This window comes from Glutamicibacter sp., assembly GCF_050701915.1.
In the GTDB taxonomy this organism is placed as follows: Bacteria; Actinomycetota; Actinomycetes; order Actinomycetales; family Micrococcaceae; genus Glutamicibacter.
The window spans coordinates 24,135-41,632 of the sequence record NZ_JBOGEG010000031.1; the positions used below are offsets into that span (position 1 = coordinate 24,135).

The 17,498-nt window shown below is 59.7% G+C and carries 10 protein-coding genes; 7 read left to right on the forward strand and 3 right to left on the reverse strand.

Going from position 1 to position 17,498, the window contains the following annotated elements:
- Positions 1-217 precede the first annotated feature (217 nt).
- The gene (locus ACRDT3_RS15230; protein ID WP_431493780.1) at positions 218-2,326 is read left to right on the forward strand and encodes a DNA gyrase/topoisomerase IV subunit B; all 2,109 of its coding nucleotides are present in this window, start codon (positions 218-220) and stop codon (positions 2,324-2,326) included.
- A gap of 71 nt (positions 2,327-2,397) precedes the next feature.
- Here ACRDT3_RS15230 and ACRDT3_RS15235 read toward each other — a convergent pair whose 3' ends face one another.
- Positions 2,398-3,360 carry a M56 family metallopeptidase gene (locus ACRDT3_RS15235; RefSeq protein WP_431493781.1) on the reverse strand — a complete coding sequence of 321 codons (963 nt, stop codon included), beginning with the start codon at positions 3,358-3,360 and terminating at the stop codon, positions 2,398-2,400.
- Between the two features lie 23 nt (positions 3,361-3,383).
- Positions 3,384-3,755 (reverse strand): BlaI/MecI/CopY family transcriptional regulator, encoded by a 372-nt coding sequence (locus ACRDT3_RS15240; RefSeq protein ID WP_066144398.1) that lies wholly within the window; start codon positions 3,753-3,755, stop codon positions 3,384-3,386.
- A 398-nt stretch (positions 3,756-4,153) separates the two neighbouring features.
- On the opposite strand from ACRDT3_RS15240, the gene ACRDT3_RS15245 reads away from it, so the two are divergent.
- The 3 genes from ACRDT3_RS15245 to cydC are packed head-to-tail and all read left to right on the forward strand — an operon-like array spanning position 4,154 to position 10,158.
- Positions 4,154-5,752 carry a cytochrome ubiquinol oxidase subunit I gene (locus ACRDT3_RS15245; RefSeq protein WP_431493782.1) on the forward strand — a complete coding sequence of 533 codons (1,599 nt, stop codon included), beginning with the start codon at positions 4,154-4,156 and terminating at the stop codon, positions 5,750-5,752.
- A 24-nt stretch (positions 5,753-5,776) separates the two neighbouring features.
- Positions 5,777-6,802, forward strand: a complete 1,026-nt coding sequence (cydB, locus tag ACRDT3_RS15250; RefSeq protein WP_431493783.1) for a cytochrome d ubiquinol oxidase subunit II — start codon at positions 5,777-5,779, stop codon at positions 6,800-6,802.
- 26 nt (positions 6,803-6,828) lie between these two features.
- Entirely contained in the window at positions 6,829-10,158 is a 3,330-nt protein-coding gene (cydC, locus tag ACRDT3_RS15255) for a thiol reductant ABC exporter subunit CydC (RefSeq protein ID WP_431493784.1), read from the forward strand.
- Between the two features lie 71 nt (positions 10,159-10,229).
- Here cydC and ACRDT3_RS15260 read toward each other — a convergent pair whose 3' ends face one another.
- Positions 10,230-12,863, reverse strand: coding sequence for a DNA gyrase/topoisomerase IV subunit A (locus ACRDT3_RS15260; protein ID WP_431493785.1), 2,634 nt, complete (start codon positions 12,861-12,863; stop codon positions 10,230-10,232).
- A gap of 98 nt (positions 12,864-12,961) precedes the next feature.
- Here ACRDT3_RS15260 and ACRDT3_RS15265 point away from each other — a divergent pair, with 98 nt between their 5' ends.
- From ACRDT3_RS15265 to ACRDT3_RS15275, 3 genes are read left to right on the forward strand one after another with little or no spacing between them, the layout of a single operon-like run.
- Entirely contained in the window at positions 12,962-15,622 is a 2,661-nt protein-coding gene (locus ACRDT3_RS15265; protein WP_431493786.1) for a GNAT family N-acetyltransferase, read from the forward strand.
- Positions 15,623-15,673: 51 nt separating this feature from the next.
- Positions 15,674-16,261, forward strand: a complete 588-nt coding sequence (locus ACRDT3_RS15270) for a DUF5998 family protein (protein ID WP_431493787.1) — start codon at positions 15,674-15,676, stop codon at positions 16,259-16,261.
- Between the two features lie 2 nt (positions 16,262-16,263).
- Entirely contained in the window at positions 16,264-17,448 is a 1,185-nt protein-coding gene (locus ACRDT3_RS15275; RefSeq protein WP_431493788.1) for an alkaline phosphatase family protein, read from the forward strand.
- Positions 17,449-17,498 lie beyond the last annotated feature (50 nt).

Genomic DNA, 17,498 nt, shown 5'->3' on the forward strand with positions numbered 1-17,498 from the left:
AGCCTCCTAAAGTTGATGGTTACTCTATACAACCAGCTTGGGCTCCGACTTTATCCCGATTTGCCTGTTCTTTCGCTCACCGCGTAGCGCATGTGGATAAGCTCATATCAGTCCGACGTGCTCGGCAGCACCGGAAAATAGCGGGTATTCGAACACATTAACGATTAGAATATGAATTAAGACGTACTTTCTCATGCAAGTAGGAGACAACAGCTCAGTGGCTTCATCCGACAATTACAGCGCCCGGCACCTCTCGGTCTTGGAAGGCCTGGAAGCGGTTCGCAAGCGCCCAGGCATGTACATCGGCTCCACCGATTCCCGTGGCTTGATGCATTGCCTCTGGGAGATCATCGATAACTCTGTTGACGAGGCGCTGGGCGGTTTCGGCCAGGCAATTGACGTCATCTTGCACTCTGACGGATCGGTTGAAGTCCAGGATGACGGCCGCGGCATCCCTGTCGATGTTGAACCCAAGACAGGCTTGAGCGGTTTGGAAGTCGTCTTCACCAAGCTGCACGCCGGCGGCAAATTCGGTGGTGGCTCCTATAGTGCTTCCGGCGGTCTGCACGGCGTGGGTGCCTCGGTCGTCAACGCGCTGTCGGCCCGTTTGGACGTTGAAGTTGACCGCGGCGGCAAGACGTACGGCCTGCAGTTCCGTCGTGGTGAGCCGGGCAAATTTACCGATAAGGGACGCAAGAAAGCGGACGCTTCCTTCAAGGCTCATGAGACTGCGACGGCGCCGGGTGTTATCGGCAAAGCCAAGCGTGGCGTGACCGGAACGCGCATTCGCTACTGGGCAGATAACCATATCTTCACCCCGGATGCGAAATTCTCCTATAAGGATTTGCAGGATCGCGCGCGCCAGACTTCCTTCTTGGTTCCTGGGCTGCGCATCACCCTGCGTGATGAACGTGGATTGCCGGATACCCCGGGTGCGGACGGGCCTCATGAGGAAGTGTTCCAGCATGATGGTGGCATTAGCGAGTTCGTCGACTATCTGAGCAGCGACTCGTCGGTCACGGACATCTGGCGTTTCCATGGCAGCGGATCCTTTCATGAAAAGGTTCCGGTCATCGATGGCAGTGGCCGCAGCCATATTGAAGATGTGCAGCGCGTCTGTGAAGTAGATGTCGCGGTGCGTTGGGGAATCGGCTACGAAACCTCGCTGCGCAGCTTCGTGAATATCATCGCGACTCCCAAAGGTGGTACGCATACTGCTGGCTTCGAACAGGCCATGCTCAAGTCCTTCCGCAAGAACGTCGAGGCCAATGCGCGGAAGCTAAAGTTCGGCCAGAAGGACAAGCTGGAGAAGGACGACGTGTTGGCAGGCATGACCGCTGTGCTGACCGTCCGACTGGCAGAGCCGCAGTTCGAAGGGCAGACCAAGGAAATTTTGGGTACCCCGCAGGTGCGCCAGATCGTTTCCAAGGTGCTGGAAAAGGCACTCAATGATCGGCTGGGCTCCAATAAGCGCAACGAGAAGGCTGAAGCTTCCACGCTGCTGGAGAAGGTCGTCAACGAGATGAAATCTCGCGTGTCGGCACGTATGCACAAGGAAACTCAGCGTCGCAAGACTGCCTTGGAATCTTCGTCGCTACCAACCAAACTGCTCGATTGCCGCAGCAAGGAAGTTGGGAAGTCTGAACTGTTCATCGTCGAGGGAGACAGCGCATTGGGCACTGCCCGTCTCGCGCGCTCCAGCGAGTACCAGGCGCTGCTGCCAATTCGAGGCAAGATCCTCAACGTGCAGAAGGCCTCGATCTCGGACATGCTCTCGAATGCAGAGTGCGCAGCGATGATCCAGGTGATTGGTGCCGGTTCGGGGCGCAGCTTCGATATCGAGCAAGCGCGATACGGCAAGATCATCTTGATGACCGATGCTGACGTTGACGGTGCGCACATTCGTACCTTGTTGCTGACGTTGTTCTACCGCTACATGCGTCCGATGATCGAGCACGGTCGCGTCTATGCAGCGGTTCCGCCGCTGCACCGCATCGAGGTGATCAATCCGGGCTCCAAGCAGAATGAGGTTATTTACACCTACTCGGAGGCGGAAATGACCAAGCTGCTGGCCAACCTGGAAAAGGAAGGCCGACGCTACAAGGAGCCGATCCAGCGCTATAAGGGCTTGGGTGAGATGGATGCAGACCAGCTGGCTGAAACCACCATGGATCTGCGCCATCGTATGCTGCGCCGTGTTGGCATCGAGCATGCGCAGGCAGCCGAGGAGGTCTTTGATCTGCTGATGGGCTCGGATGTAGCGCCTCGCAAGAAGTTCATTATCGACGGCGCCGACGATCTGGAACGAGATCGTATCGACGTCTAGAGCAATACAAACAGCGAAGTCCTTGAATCCCAACAGGGTTCAAGGACTTCGCTGTTTGCGCTAAACGTGTGCTACCAGTCCAGCAACCGCGGTGCGATGAGCAGGACTGTCGGGCAGATCAACAGCATGATGGTGCTCAGCAGCACCAGCGCGCGTTGTGAGCGGCCCAGCGGATCCTGCGGGGAGAGCAAACGTTGTAGCCGGCGGGATGAGACTTCACCATCCGGCATGCCGACTAGGCCCGCACTGGACGAATGATTCTTTGAAGAGGAATCATCCATTGCTGCCGCAGTGGCGACCGTGACGATGGCTTTGAGCAACGTGTGCCTATTGACCTTTTCCAGTGCTTTGTCGTCGGCGAGCATTTCAATTAGTTGGCGCACTGCATCGAGCGCAAGGCGTGAGGTCGGTAGCCAAGGCAAGGCTTCGTGCCACGCTGTGAATGCCAGGATCAGCAGATCATGTCGTTGATCCAAATGGGATCGTTCATGGGCAATAACCGCCTGCTGTTCTTCGGCAGAAAGCTGGGTGAGCAATCCGCGCGATAGCACAGTCACCGATTGCGAGATGCCCGGAACACAGTATGCCACTGGCATGTCATGATCAATCACTAAAGTGTTTGGTCGCGTCTGGGACGGGTTGCTCAACAAGCGAAGCAGGTGCCGGTGCTTGGCTCGTTGGCGGGAGGTGCGCCAAGCAGCCCGTATAAGGGTCAATACCAGATGAAGTCCGAAGAGCAGCGCCGTGCTCAGAGCGAAGAGGTGCACTTCGCCGGGGTCCGGCACGCTGGGGTCTCCAGTTAGCAGGAGCCAGCCTCCATGCAGCGCGGAGATGAGGTCATCACCCAGGGGAGCCAAGCCCCAGACGAGCATTGAGCCGATCATGGAAAGGCCACCGCCTAAAGCGATGGCTTGCCAAAGGAGTACCGCCTGCACTGGTGAGCGTGCGGTCCATTTTGCCTTGGATAAAGCCAACGGCGTCGGCCACGCCAATGCGATAGCCAACGCCGCTAGGAAATATGAGGTGAGAAGCACTCAGTCCCCGAAGTTCATCTAAATTATGCGGACTTTACTGAGTCCAAGATAGCACGCAGGGATGCTGCTTCGTCGGGGGAGATGCCTCCGATGAATCGTGCCAGAACTGCTTCGCGGTCCTGGGCGGTGCCCAGGGCGTCGTTGAGCAGTCCGACGGTGTGATCCTCACGGGAGGATGAAGCTGCGTATCGGTGAGGGCGGGTAGTGCGCTCGCGCTCTACCAAACCCTTCTTTTCGAGACGGGCTAGCACGGTTAGCACCGTAGTTACTGCGAGTTCTTTCGCGTCGGTGCCAAGCGCCGCCAAATCATCACGAAGGTCATTCGCGGTGAGTGGTTCTGCAGAATCCCACAGAAGATCCATGACGGAGCGTTCCAGATCGCCAAGGCTGGCCACTAGGTCGTACCTCACTTGCATTAGTTTTGACGCGGTTGCTTGACTCGTGGAGTGCAAGCACACTGCTTGGATTCTCAATTGTAGCCATCTTTCGACAATATTTCTACGGCACGTAAAAGAGATGGGTGAGTACATGCTTTACCTGTTTCACCGCAAGTTGCGAGAATGTCCCGGAGGAAAGTTGTTGACTTGGGTTTTTTAAGAAACGTAGACACAACCCTGTCAATAGGCTTAGTATTCGCACTCGCGTGCGCCGCAGCGATGTTTCGAGTTGTGAAAAACTGCTCATTGGCTCGATTTCTACAAGCTGTCGAAATCATCTATGGTGGCCTTGGAGAACTTTTCTACGGAACGTAGAAAAGTGGTTAAACTTCGATCCCACGATAGTTGAGGAATCCATGGATGCTCTAGAGATTGCCCGCTGGCAATTCGGCATTACGACGGTCTACCACTTCCTGATGGTGCCCCTGACCATTGGGCTGGGCCTGACCGTGGCCACGCTACAAACCATGTGGCATCGCACCGGCAACGAGCACTGGCTGCGAATGACAAAATTCTGGGGCAAGCTTTTCCTGATCAACTTCATCATGGGCGTCGCCACGGGCATCGTCCAAGAATTCCAATTCGGCATGGCATGGAGCGAGTACAGCCGCTATGTAGGGGACGTATTCGGTGCACCGTTGGCCATGGAAGCCTTACTGGCCTTTTTCGTGGAATCCACATTCCTGGGGCTCTGGATCTTCGGCTGGAAGAAACTTCCCAAACGCGTCCACCTGGCAACCATCTGGTGCGCTTCCTTGGCAACGGTCCTTTCGGCCTACTTCATCCTGGTTGCGAACTCATGGATGCAGCACCCGGTTGGAACGAAAATCGTTGACGGACGAGCCGTGATGACCGACGCATGGGCAGTGTTCACCAACAACACCGCACTAGTGACTTTCCCGCATACTATTTTCGGAGCCTTTGCCGTTGCTGGCGGCTTTCTACTGGGCATCTCATGGTTCCACCTCTACCGCCGACGCCAAGAAGGCATCGACACCGTAGATGCCAACGGGCATGTTGTCGTGGGCGAAGATCCCAGCCGCGGTAAAAGCCGTGACAAGGTGGACTACCAGGTTTGGATCAAGTCCCTGCGCATCGGCGCCGCGGTAGCAATGGTCGCGTTCCTCGGCGTGGCACTGAGCGGGCACGAACAAGCAAAACTCATGTTCGAACAGCAACCGATGAAAATGGCTGCCGCGGAGGCAGCCTGCCACGACGGAACCGGCTTCTCGGTGCTGTCCTTGGGGGATATCACCGCCAAGGGTTCTACCAACTGCGACAACGTCGTAGCGGTCTTCGAAATCCCGGGCATTCTCTCGTACCTGGCCAATGGAGACTTCACCACCGAAATCAAGGGCGTGAACACCCTGATTCCGGAATACCAAGAAAAATACGGCAAGTACTATCCGAACGATGAATCCTTCGGCAAGTACGCAGGCCAGGAAATCAATTACCTGCCCGTGATGGAAGTGACCTACTGGGGCTTCCGCTTGATGATCACCCTCGGCGGGCTCTCGGCGCTTGCTGCTGGCGTTGCGCTATGGATTACCCGCAAGGGCACCGTCCCAGCGAACAAATGGTTCTCGCGCATCGCCCTGCTAGGCATTGCCGCGCCTTTCGGCGCAAACGCCACTGGCTGGATCTTCACCGAAATGGGCCGGCAGCCGTTCACCGTTGTCCCCAATCCGCAGATGGGCGGCGTGGACCAGGTGTTCATGTACACCGCAGCATCGGTCTCTCCGACAGTCAGCGCAGGAGAACTGCTGTTCTCGCTGATCGCGCTCACGGCAATCTACGGTGTGCTGCTGGTCGTGGAACTGGTACTGCTTACTCGCTACATTCGCGGCGGAGTGGCATCGGCAATGCCAGAGCTCGAAACAGCAGAAAATTCATCAGCCAACGGCCCAACGGACCCAGGCAACGATGACGACGACGTACTGGCCTTCGCCTACTAGCGGCACGGACTAAGGAGAATATCAATGGATTGGCTTCCAACACTTTGGTTCATCGTGATCGCGCTGCTCTGGTGCGGCTATCTCTTCCTCGAAGGCTTTGACCTCGGGGTCGGCATGCTCATCGGTCTTGGCCGATCCACCGAGAAGCGCAAGCGGCTCTTGCTGAACACGATCGGCCCGGTCTGGGACGGCAACGAAGTATGGCTGCTGACCGCCGGTGGCGCGACCTTCGCCGCCTTTCCGCACTGGTACGCCTCGCTGTTCTCGGCCCTCTACATTCCGCTGACCTTTGTCCTGGTGGCATTGATCTTCCGTGCCGTGGCCATTGAGTACCGCGGCAAGGCGATCACCGCAGCAACCCGGAAAGCCTGGGACCTCGCCTTGGGGATCGGCTCCTTGGTGGCCGCCTTCGGAGTCGGTGCCATGCTGGCATTGACCACCTTGGGACTGCCTTTGAACGAGAACGGGGACCGAATCGGCGGTGCCTTCGCGTGGCTGAACTGGCAAGCCGTTCTCGGCGGCGCAGCAGTGGTAGCGTTCTGCTGGATCCATGCGTTGGCATTCCTGCGGTTGAAAACCGACGGCAAGGTCCGCCAAGAAGCAGGAAAGCTCGTTGGACGTTGGCTACCGGTAGCAATCCTGCCCTTAGTCGCATGGGTCCTGCTGGTGTTGCTGGATAACGATTCAACCATGGCGTGGGCCGTGATGGGCCTGGCAGTGATCTCCCTGGCCGTTTCGATGATCAGCGGCCGCGCTGGACGCGAAGGACTCTCCTTCATCGCCCTGGGAGTCACCTTGCTAGCAGGGGTCGCCGCGATCTTCACCGCCGCCTACCCGGTAGTGCTGCCATCGAGCATCGACCCGGCCTTCGACCTGACCGTCGCCAACGCCTCGAGCACTGCCTACACCCTGAAGCTCATGAGTGTCGTGGCCGCCTTCGGCGTGCCAATGGTCTTGGCGTACCAAGCCTGGAGCTACTGGGTCTTCCGCAAGCGCTTGCGCGAAGAGCATATCCCAGAAACTCATCGAGTCGTCTCGATCATCAAGTAACCGCGTTTTCGACGGAAAGAGTAGCGATGCCAGCCCCGAGATTCCTGCCGCGTGAACTGATCACGCCACGACAGTTCCTGGTCTTGGCGCTGTTTTCCGTGCTCAAAGTCGTGGGGCTGGTATTCGTCGCCTACGCCCTGGGCCAATGGATCGCCACCATGGCCGCAGGAGGCGCCAATGAATCGCAACTGCTGGTCCTTGCCCTGGCCGGTGCCGCACTTCGAGCGCTCAGCGCATGGGGATTGAACGCTGGAGCCCGGCGCATGGGCCTGGGCGCAAAGGAACGGCTGCGGCTGAACCTGGTGCGCAAGCAAGCCTCGCAACCAACTATTGTCCCCGCAGCCGAACAACATTCCATACCGGTCACCGCGACCTTGGCCAGCCATGGCCTTGAGAAGCTCGATGACTACTTCACCAAATTCATTCCTGCGCTCATCGGCGCCTTGGCAGTACCGCTGCTGCTCGGCCTCTACATTCTCCAGCTGGACTGGATCAGCGCAGTGGTGCTGATCCTGACTATCCCGCTGGTCCCGGTGTTCATGGCACTGATCGGCATGCACACCCAAGACACCCTCAACGAATCCCAAGCCACCTTGGATCGGCTGGCCCACCAGCTCTACGAACTCGCCCAGGGCCTGCCCGCACTCCTGGGTTTGGGCCGTGCCAGGGCCCACGGCAGCGCCATCGCCGCCGTCAGCAACAAGTACCGGGCTGCCACCATGGCCAACCTGAAGACCGTATTCATGTCCAGCTTCTGGCTGGAATTGATCGCGACCCTTTCGGTGGCGGTACTCGCGGTGATGATCGGCGTGAGACTGGTCAGCGGAAATATGGATCTCGCCGCCGGGCTGATAATCCTGATCCTGGCACCCGAGCTGTTCTCGGCACTGCGCGAAGTGGGCTCTGCCTACCATGCGGCCGATGACGGGCTGGCTGCCTACCAAAAGTACATTGCCATCACCGCGGCCACCCCGGTCCATCAGCTACGTGCCAACACTGCCGCAAATGCAAAGAACGTTCTGGAAGTCGCGGACCTGCAGATCAGCTACGATGGCGTGCATCCAATCCACCGAGCCGTGAATATTGCGTTGCGTGCGGGGGAACACCTGGTACTGTCCACCGCCAGCGGAACGGGCAAGAGCACGCTGCTCAAGCTGATCGCCGAGGCGCACAGCAGCGACAACACCTTCGACCCGGCCTTGGCCAGCGGGCGGATCTTCGTTGCCGGCCAGCTTGCCGTGATTAGCCAGCATCCGCAGTTCAACGCAACGACCGGCAGCGAGCAGCTGGACCAGGACGCCCCGGCGGCATCGGCTGAACTGCGCCAAGAGCTCAGCACCCGGCTCTCGATGCAGGCCATGCTCGAGCGCCCGATCGGAGAATATTCACCCGGCGAGCTACGCCGCCTGGAAGTGCTGCGCGCGCTGCTGCGGATTCACAGCGACGACCACTGCACCGTGCTGCTCGCCGATGAACCTACCGCGCACCTCGATGAGCGCAACGCCCGGCAAGTGCGCGAACTGCTTAGTGAGCTTCCAGCCCGCTGCGCATTGCTGGTCGCCAGCCACGACCCCGCCTTTGGCCAGAACCGGCTTGCAGGCAAAACCGCTTATGGTGCTGGCACTGCCCACGCTGAGGAAACCGAGGGCAACCGGCCGCGAGCCACCGGGGCAACGCAGCCTGGCGCAACTGGCCAACCGCTGCTGCGGTCCAAGTTCACCCCGATGCGCGACTTGCTCCTCGGGTACAAGGCCGCCCCCAAGGGCGTGCTCTGGGGGACGGCGAGCGTGCTGTGCGCCGTTGCGCTCGCGGCCCTGAGCGGTTGGCTGATCGTTGAATCCAGCTACCAGCCGGCCATCTTGCACCTGACCGTAGCGTTCGTCATGGTCCGTGCCCTCGGCATCGGACGAGCGGTCTTCCGCTACCTGGAACAACTAGCGATCCACGACGCGGTCCTGGCCTACGCCTCGGATTTGCGCGAGAAGATGTGGAACGCGATGGTGGCCAACCCTGCACGGTGGGGGCTGCTGAGCCGTTCCTCGGTAATCCTGCGATTCTTGCTTGCCGAGGTAGATGAACTGCGCGACCTATTGGCCCGCGTGCTGTTCCCGCCGCTGCAGGCAATCGTACTGTGGGTTGCAGCTGCAACGGCCTTGTACCTTATCCAGCCAGAATTCGGATACCTGGCCCTTGGCGCGATCCTGGTGCTGGTCTTCCCGGTGCGTTGGCTTGTCCAGCGCATTGAAGGCGAACACCTCGTGCATCAGCTCAGCCACCGAATGCAGATGAACCAAAGCGTGCTGGGCATCTTGCGGCACAAGTCCGCGCTGCGCAGCAACCAAGCCCTGGAACGAACCATTGGCCACTTCCAAGACGCCGAAACACGCAATACGCAGCGCGCTCGCCGGCATGCCCTGGGCCAAGGCAGCGCCACCGCCCTGGCCACGTTGACCAGCGTATTGCTTGCCATTGCCATCACCGCACTATCGCACAGCAGCGCATCGTTTACGGCGCTCGCCGTGCTCTTGAGCCTGGCCCTGGGGGAGAGCGCTGGCAACGCACTGCTGGCGGTACAGCAGGGGCGGGCGCTGAAGGAACTGTCTTCGAAGCTGGCAGCACGTGGCATGCAAAGCCGCGCCGCACGAGCGACGGAGAGCAACCCGCCGGTCAAGCAAAGCAAGATTGTGGGCTTCGATGCGCAAGCGCTTAGCCTCGGCTACGAGTCCGGCCCGTTGGTTCTGAAGAATCTCAGCGCCCGCATTCCGGCGGGGCAGTGGACGGCCATTACCGGGCCATCGGGCTCCGGCAAATCGACGCTGCTCACCGCGTTGCTTGGCGCGTTGCCAGCCCAGTCGGGCACGTTGAAGGGAATCGATGCCCGCGGGAACCTGCTGGATCTGAAGCAGGCAGACCTGTCATCGATTGCGTGGTGCCCGCAAGAAGCGCACCTCTTCGACTCCTCGATTCGCCGGAACCTGATGCTGGGAGTCGCTGAAGACCAGCATCGCAGCGATGCGCAGCTGGAAGAAGCGCTGGAACAAGTTGGGCTGTCCCAGTGGTTGTCAACACAGCCAGAAGGCCTTGAAGCACGCATCGGTTCCGGCGGGCATCAGCTCTCCGGTGGACAGCGGTGCAAGCTCGCCGTGGCCCGTGCCATGGTTGGCGGCCACCAGATCATCTTGCTTGATGAACCGACTGCCCACCTGGGCGTAGATGAAGCACAAGACCTGCTTTCCACCTTGCGGCATGCCCTTGCCGGACGAACCGTCGTTTTGATCACCCATGACCAGATGCTCGCCGAACAATGCACCCACCGCATCGAACTGGGAAGCCAGAAGCCCACGGTCAGTGCATAGAACTGCGGCGTCGCTCCCACCAACGACTACGAGGTGGAAACGACGCCGCGTTCAATCCTGGCGCTGCTGGACTAGAGGATTACTCCGCCGTCATCGAAAGGCAGCGCATCTTCGCCCGGAGTGATGGCGGGGACAGCTTTTGCCTTGGTGGGCTCGGGAATCAATGCTTCCTGCTGCGCGGTTGCCTGGAGGTCCTGGGCAACAGGTGCTGCAGGATCATCGTTTCCGCCGGCAATGGTTCCGCCAATGATGTTCACGGACTGGGCCAATGGAGCCCCCGAACCATCGCGCTTGCCATATTCGGTAGGCAAGGCACGCACCACACCTGCCGTGGAGCTGGCACGCGCTGGGCCCTGGCCGGCATAGCCTAGTTGCAGGTGGTCCTCGCCCTTGACGAAACGGTGCGCGCGCACGCCCGCGGTGGCACGGCCCTTGGCCGGGAACTCTGAGAAGTCGGTGAGCTTCACCGACTGGCCCGACGTGCCGGGAAGGGTCTGCGAACCGGCAGCGATCGTGGCTACCACTGTGTCGCCGGCACCGGCAGGAACCACCCCGAAGAAGATGGCCTGGTCATCGGCTGCGAGCTTGATTCCGGCCATGCCTTGTCCGGTGCGGCCCTGGGCACGCACTGCCGAAGCGCTGAAACGCAACAGCTGAGCCTGCTTGGTCATGAAGACCAGCTCGTCCGCATCCTCGGCCGGCGCCGCGGCAATCACCACGTCCTTGTCCTTGAGCGTAATCGCCTCGAACTCGTCGCGGTTCAGCGGGTAGTCCGGGGTGACGCGCTTGACTACGCCGTTCTGCGTGCCAACGGCAATGACCTGGTTCAGCGGAACCAGGGCCACCGCGCTTTCGCCCTTGCCCAGCTTGAGGAACTCAGAGATCGGCACGCCATGGGCCAGCTGCGGGAAGCCATGGGATTCGGGAAGCACCGGGACATCAATCAGCGAGATGCGAATAATGCGGCCGGTACTCGTTAGCGCACCGATCTCACCGCGGGCGCTGGAGGCAACCTGCGAGGTGAGCACGTCGTGCTTGATGCGCGCCGCGGAGTAATCCAAGACCTCTCGATCAGGAGTCCGGGCGATCTGGCCAGTGGCCGAGAGCAATACCCAGCAAGGGCTGTCGGAGACTTCCATGGCCAACTTGGCCTTCTTGCCGGTCCCGACTTCTTCAGGCAACGCGGTGCCCTTCAGCGGCGCCAGCTGAGCAGACTTCAGCAGCTTGGTCCGGCGCGGGGTGCCGAAGGTGTCGGCCATCTCACCGAGTTCATCGGAAACCAGGGTGCGCAACCGCTCATCGGATTCCAAGATGGCGCGCAGTTCCTCGATTTCGTTGCGCAGCTGCTCGGCTTCGGTCTCCAACTCCAGTTTGGAGTACTTGGTCAACTGGCGCAGGCGCAGTTCCAGGATGTGGCTGGCCTGCGGCTCGCTCAGGTCAAAGACCGTCATCAAGCGTTCGCGTGCTTCAGCGGTCTGTTCAGAGGAACGGATAATGGCAATGACATCGTCAATATCAACAATGGCAATCAGCAGGCCCTCAACCAGGTGCAAACGGTCTTCGCGCTTGGCAAGGCGATGCGCGGTGCGACGACGTACGACATCCAGGCGGTGGTCCACGTACACGGTGAGCAGCTCGCGCAGCCCCATGGTGCGTGGCTGGCCGTCGACCAGGGCAACGTTGTTGATGCCGAAGGAGTCTTCCATCGGGGTGTACTTGTACAGGCTGGCCAGAACAGCGTTCGGGTTGAAACCGTTCTTCAGCTCGATAACCAGCTTCAGGCCGTGATGCCGGTCGGTCAGGTCAACTACATCGGAGATGCCGGAGATCTTCTTGCTGTTGACGCCATCCTTGATCTTCTCGATGACCTTTTCCGGGCCCACGCCATAAGGCAGCTCGGTGACTACCAGGCCCGACTTGCGTGCCGAGATCTTTTCCAGGGCCACGGTAGCTCGGGTGCGGAACAAGCCGCGACCGGTGCGGTAGGCATCCTTGATGCCGTCCAAACCGGTAATGCTGCCACCCGAGGGCAGATCCGGGCCCGGAATGAACTTCATGAGTTCTTCGACGGTGGCGTCAGGTTCCTTCAGCAGGTGCTGCGCAGCGGCTACAACTTCGCCCAAATTGTGGGGAGCCATGTTGGTGGCCATGCCCACGGCAATGCCGGTGGTGCCATTGACCAGCAGGTTGGGGAACGCAGCTGGCAGCACTTCTGGCTGCATGAACTGGTTGTCGTAGTTCGGGACGAAGTTCACGACGTCTTCATCCAGGTTCGCGGTCATGGCAACAGCGGATGCTGCCAGACGGGCCTCGGTGTAACGCGGGGCTGCCGGGCCGTCATCGAGCGAACCGAAGTTTCCGTGGCCATCGATCAGCGGTAGCCGAAGGGAGAAGTCCTGGGCCAGGCGGACCATGGCGTCGTAGATCGCGGTGTCGCCATGCGGGTGCAGCTTGCCCATCACCTCGCCGACCACACGGGCGGACTTGACGTGGCCCTTTTCTGGGCGCAAGCCCATCTGCGCCATCTGGAAGAGGATGCGGCGCTGCACTGGCTTCAGGCCGTCGCGGGCATCGGGAAGCGCGCGGGAGTAGATAACCGAGTAGGCGTACTCCAAGAAGGATGATTCCATTTCATTGGTGACGTCTATATCGACGATATTTTCAACGAAATCCGCTGGAATCTCTTCAGACTTCTTACGAGCCATTACTCTGTTCGTCCTTCATTTACTGTCTTAGGGCCGGAACTGCCGAATCTTCGTGTTGCATCTGGGCGCAACGCCAAACTGCCGACTATCCTAAGCCTATGGTGGATCGTAAACTTTCGGCGGCATATCCGGCGCATTGGGAAGCAGATGTTGTGCTTCGCGACGGGACAACTGCACACCTGCGGCCAATTACTCCGCAGGATGCTCAGGCACTCCAGGAGATGCACAAGCAGCAGTCTGAGACGTCAGTCTACCTACGCTATTTTACGTATAAGTCGTCACTGACCCCTAAAGAGCTCGAACGGTTCACCAATGTCGACCATGTGAATCGCGTCGCCTTCACCGTGGTTCGTGGCGCAAGGATCATCGGGGTTGGCCGCTACGACCGCTTGGATGACCCGCGCGAGGCGGAAGTCGCCTTCAACGTCTCGGACGAATACCAAGGCACCGGTATCGGCTCGATCCTCTTGGAGCACCTGGCTGCGGCAGCCCGTGAAAACGACATTGAGAAGTTCTCAGCCGAGGTACTTCCAGAAAACCGCAAGATGCTCACCGTCTTTTCCGATGCCGGGTACGCCGTCGCCCGCCACTTTGAAGATGGCGTGGTCATGCTCGAATTTTCAATTAGTCCTACCGAGAAATCCCGCGAAGTGACCGAGGCGCGTGAACATCGCGCCGAGGCAAGCAGTGTTGCCGCTCTGCTGGCGCCTAAGTCCGTTGCCGTCATCGGTGCCAGCCGCACCTGGGGCAAACTGGGGCACGACGTGCTGGAACAGATTGTCGAATCCGGATACACCGGTGCGGTCTATGCGGTGAACGATGCGGCCTTGGAAGTTGGCGGCATGGTCGCCTACGGGAAGATCACCGAAATCCCCGGACCGGTGGATGTCGCCTTCCTATGCATTCCGCGTGAAGGGGTCAAGGAAGCCATCGAGGACTGCGCCTCCCACGGGGTCAAATCCCTGGTCATCATGACCACCGGCTACGAAACTCCAGAAGGGTTGAGTGCCCAGCGCGAACTTGTGTCACTGGCTCGTGCCAACGGCATGCGTGTGGTCGGGCCGGGATCTGCCGGTCTGATGAATACCGACCCGCTGGTGAAGTTGTTCGCCACCGGAAGCCAACATATTCCGCCATCCGGAAACGTCGGATTCTTCACCCAATCGGCAGCCATGGGCACAATCATCCAGGGTGTTGCCTTGCTGCAGGGTGTTGGCCCCAGCAGCGCCATTTCCGCCGGCCTGCGTGCTGATGTTTCCGGTAACGACGCGATGCAGTTCTTTGAGGACGACCCGCGTACCCATGTAGTTGCGTTGTACCTGGAATCCTTTGGCAACCCACGCAAGTTTGCACGCATCGCTCGGCGCCTGGCCCGCAGCAAACCGGTGATCGTGGCTAAATCCGATGTGATTGGCCGTCGACTTCCACCGGGCCACTCGGTGCGCGTAGGGCAAGCACCACCAGGTGCAATGAACGCAATTCTTCGCCAGTCTGGCGTGATTCGCGTGCGTTCATCCGAAGAGCTCCTGGATGTCGCGGCCCTGCTTTCGGTCTTCCCGCCGCCCAAGGGCCCGAACGTTGCGATCCTGTCCAACTCCGCGACCATCGCAGAGGTGGTGTGCGACGTCGCTGAGGACAGGAACCTGAACACCGCCGTGCAGGGCGAAGAGCTGGACTACAGCATGGGCCAGTCCAAGGCCCTTCCGGTGCTGCGCGCCCGGATCAAGGAACTGGTCGAAGACCCGCAGGTTCACGGCATCTTGTTGGCGCACCTGCCATACTCCGAGCTGGATACCAGCGCGGTTCTGAAGGTCGCTAAGGAGTTCATTGGCCAGCCAAAACCCGTGGTGGCATTGGTTCCAGGCCTGGCGGATACGAAAATTACCGGCGGGCTGAAGCAGGGGATTCCGGTATACACCTCGCCAACCACCGTCATCGGCGCCTTGGCCAAGGCCTATGGATACCAGCAGTGGATCGACGTTCCCTACGAGCCGATGCGCGACCCAGATGGAATCGACGTCGACGGCGCTGCGGAGTACTTGGATGAATTGGTGCAGACCATCTCAGGGACGAACCTGCTGGAACTGAACGACGCGCAGGTAGAAAAGCTGCTGGACTTCTACGGGATTAAGTTCTTGTCCCATCGGGTGGTGCACACCGCAGAAGAAGCCGTCGCGGCGTCCGAAGAATTTGGCTGGCCTGTAGCGCTGAAGGCCAACGACCCTGATCTGCGGCAACGACTGGACTTGGGCGGCGTGCGTCTGAGCATCCCGGACAAAAAGAGCCTGGAAGCGAATTTCACGCATATGAAGTCGCTGATGGCTGTTTACGGTGTGGACTCCCTGGAAGTGCAGAGCATGGCTCCAGCTGGGCAGGCTTGCGTGGTCAAGGCCGTGGAGGACCCGTTGCTTGGCCCTGTCATTTCCTTCGGGCTCAGCGGCGATCCGGTAAATCTGCTCGATGACTGGGCCCACGGCGTGGCCCCGTTCTCCACCCATGACCTGGAACAGCTCATCCGCCGCCCGCGCAGCAGCGTGCGGCTCTTTGGCTATCAGGGATTGCCTGCCGTGGATCTTGATGCCTTGAAGGACTTCATCACCCGTGTCTCGCTCTTCAAGGACAACCATCCTGAAGTGACCGTTGCTAAATTCGCGCCGATCACAGTTGCCACCGATTCGTTGAGCGTGCTGGCGGTGAACATTCAAATCAGCAACGCTGAGCAACGCACCGATAGCGTCCGTCGAGCCTTGCGTAATTGAGTGCAATCGCCGAAACGTGAATTGCCTGTGGCGACTGAGTAGAATTGGGGCATGAGTTCTCCAACGTATTCGACCACTCCTGGCGCTGAGCTTCAGCATGATTTGGTCCGTGCGGGTTTTTATCCGCAGATGGTCCAGGATGTACTGGCTGAAGCCATGATGAGCCAACCAGTGCTTGACCACTATGTGCATCTGGAAACTCACTTCGACCATACCGAAGTGCACCGCCACATCACCGTTATGGTGATGAGTGAAAAGGTGCTTTTCATCGTGCACGTCGATGATCAGCAGCTTGATGACCACGGTAAGGACGTCATGGCGCAGGTCTCTGTCGAAATGATTTCCCTGGCCCGCATCGAATCGGTTGCCACCAGTTACGTCTACCACCAGCCGCAGCATTACTCGGCCGCTGACCCAGTCAAGGAATTGACCTTTGGGCTGTCCTGGGACGGAACCAAGCGGATTGATCTGGCCCCTGCTGCCTGCGGCGATCCGCAGTGCGATGCCGACCATGGGCTGAACGGCACCTCGCAGCCTGAGGATTTGGTCATCCGCGTCAGCGCCGAGGCCGACGGCCAGCAGGCCGTGAACAAGGCCCGAGAATTTGCTGTCCGCCTGCGCCTGGCCACGATCGCCTGAGCATGATCGAGGAACAGAAGCGCAGCAACCTGCCTGTCCCGGCACAGAAAATCCCGGACGCACCTAAATACGGCCAAGCTACGCTGTCGGAGATTCTTCCGTCGGCAGCAGCCGCAATGGGCGTACCGGGCTACGAGAATGCTTTGGGCTTTGCCCCAACAAAACGTGTGGCACTGATTATGGTTGACGGACTGGGCTGGAACCAGCTCAAAAGCCATCTCGGGCATGCACCCTTCCTGCGCGGCCTCTTTGAAAAGGGCCAGAAACTGGGAACAGGGTTCCCCTCCACCACCGCGACTTCCTTGAGCAGCCTGTCCACGGGCCTGGCTCCTGGCGAGCATGGCATGGTTGGCTATGACGTTATCGATCCGGCCAAGCGCCGTGTGGTTAACCAGCTGGGTGGCTGGCCAGGGGACTTGGACCCCGAAGCGTGGCAGACCCGCCCGACTGTTTTCCAGAAAGTCGCCGAGCACGGCATTCACGTGGCTACCGTGTCTATTCCGATGTTTGCCAAGTCGGCCTTGACTCGCGCGTCATTGCGCGGCCCCAAGTTCGTTCCGGCGAACCAGCCTGCGGCACGCGCGCGGGCAACCCGGACCATCTTCGAGTCGAACCGCAATTCGCTGGTCTACACGTACTTTAATGAATTGGACAAGGCCGGCCACAAATTTGGAGTTGACTCCAGCCAGTGGCGAGACACCCTCGAAGAGCTGGACTACGTTATTAAAAACCTGGTGTCCAAGTTGCCGGAAGAAACCACGGTGCTGATCACCGGTGATCATGGCATGGTGGATATTCCTGCATCCCAGCGCATCGACTACAGCCAGCAGGCGGAGCTTGTTGAGGGCGTCGAGCTGACCAGTGGCGAACCTCGCGGGGTCCAATTGACCTTCGCCACGCAGACCGACGCAGCCGGCCGGTTACGCGTACGCGAGGCCTGGCAGCAGGCCTACGGCACCAAAGCCTGGGTGATGACGCGCGAGGAGGCCATTGAACGTGGCTACTTCGGCGACATCACGGAAGAACACGCGGCACGGCTGGGAGATCTGATGATCCTGGCAGCGGAAGCTATCGCTTTCTATGACGGTCGACGCGTCGCGCCGATGGCCTTTGACATGGTGGGACAGCACGGATCGCTCACCGCGGGGGAGCGGTTCATCCCGCTGCTGGTGCACCGCACCAAATAACCCTCAATGCAACAAGCGCATAAGGGTGCGGGAGCAACATTGAACCAATG

Bases quoted from the DNA above. Each gene is read 5' to 3' on its own strand.
- ACRDT3_RS15275 (WP_431493788.1), top strand. From the start codon at position 16,264: ATGATCGAGGAACAGAAGCGCAGCAACCTGCCTGTCCCGGCACAGAAA.
- cydC (WP_431493784.1), top strand. From the start codon at position 6,829: ATGCCAGCCCCGAGATTCCTGCCGCGTGAACTGATCACGCCACGACAG.
- ACRDT3_RS15260 (WP_431493785.1), bottom strand. From the start codon at position 12,863: ATGGCTCGTAAGAAGTCTGAAGAGATTCCAGCGGATTTCGTTGAAAAT.
- ACRDT3_RS15265 (WP_431493786.1), top strand. From the start codon at position 12,962: ATGGTGGATCGTAAACTTTCGGCGGCATATCCGGCGCATTGGGAAGCA.
- ACRDT3_RS15245 (WP_431493782.1), top strand. From the start codon at position 4,154: ATGGATGCTCTAGAGATTGCCCGCTGGCAATTCGGCATTACGACGGTC.
- cydB (WP_431493783.1), top strand. From the start codon at position 5,777: ATGGATTGGCTTCCAACACTTTGGTTCATCGTGATCGCGCTGCTCTGG.
- ACRDT3_RS15270 (WP_431493787.1), top strand. From the start codon at position 15,674: ATGAGTTCTCCAACGTATTCGACCACTCCTGGCGCTGAGCTTCAGCAT.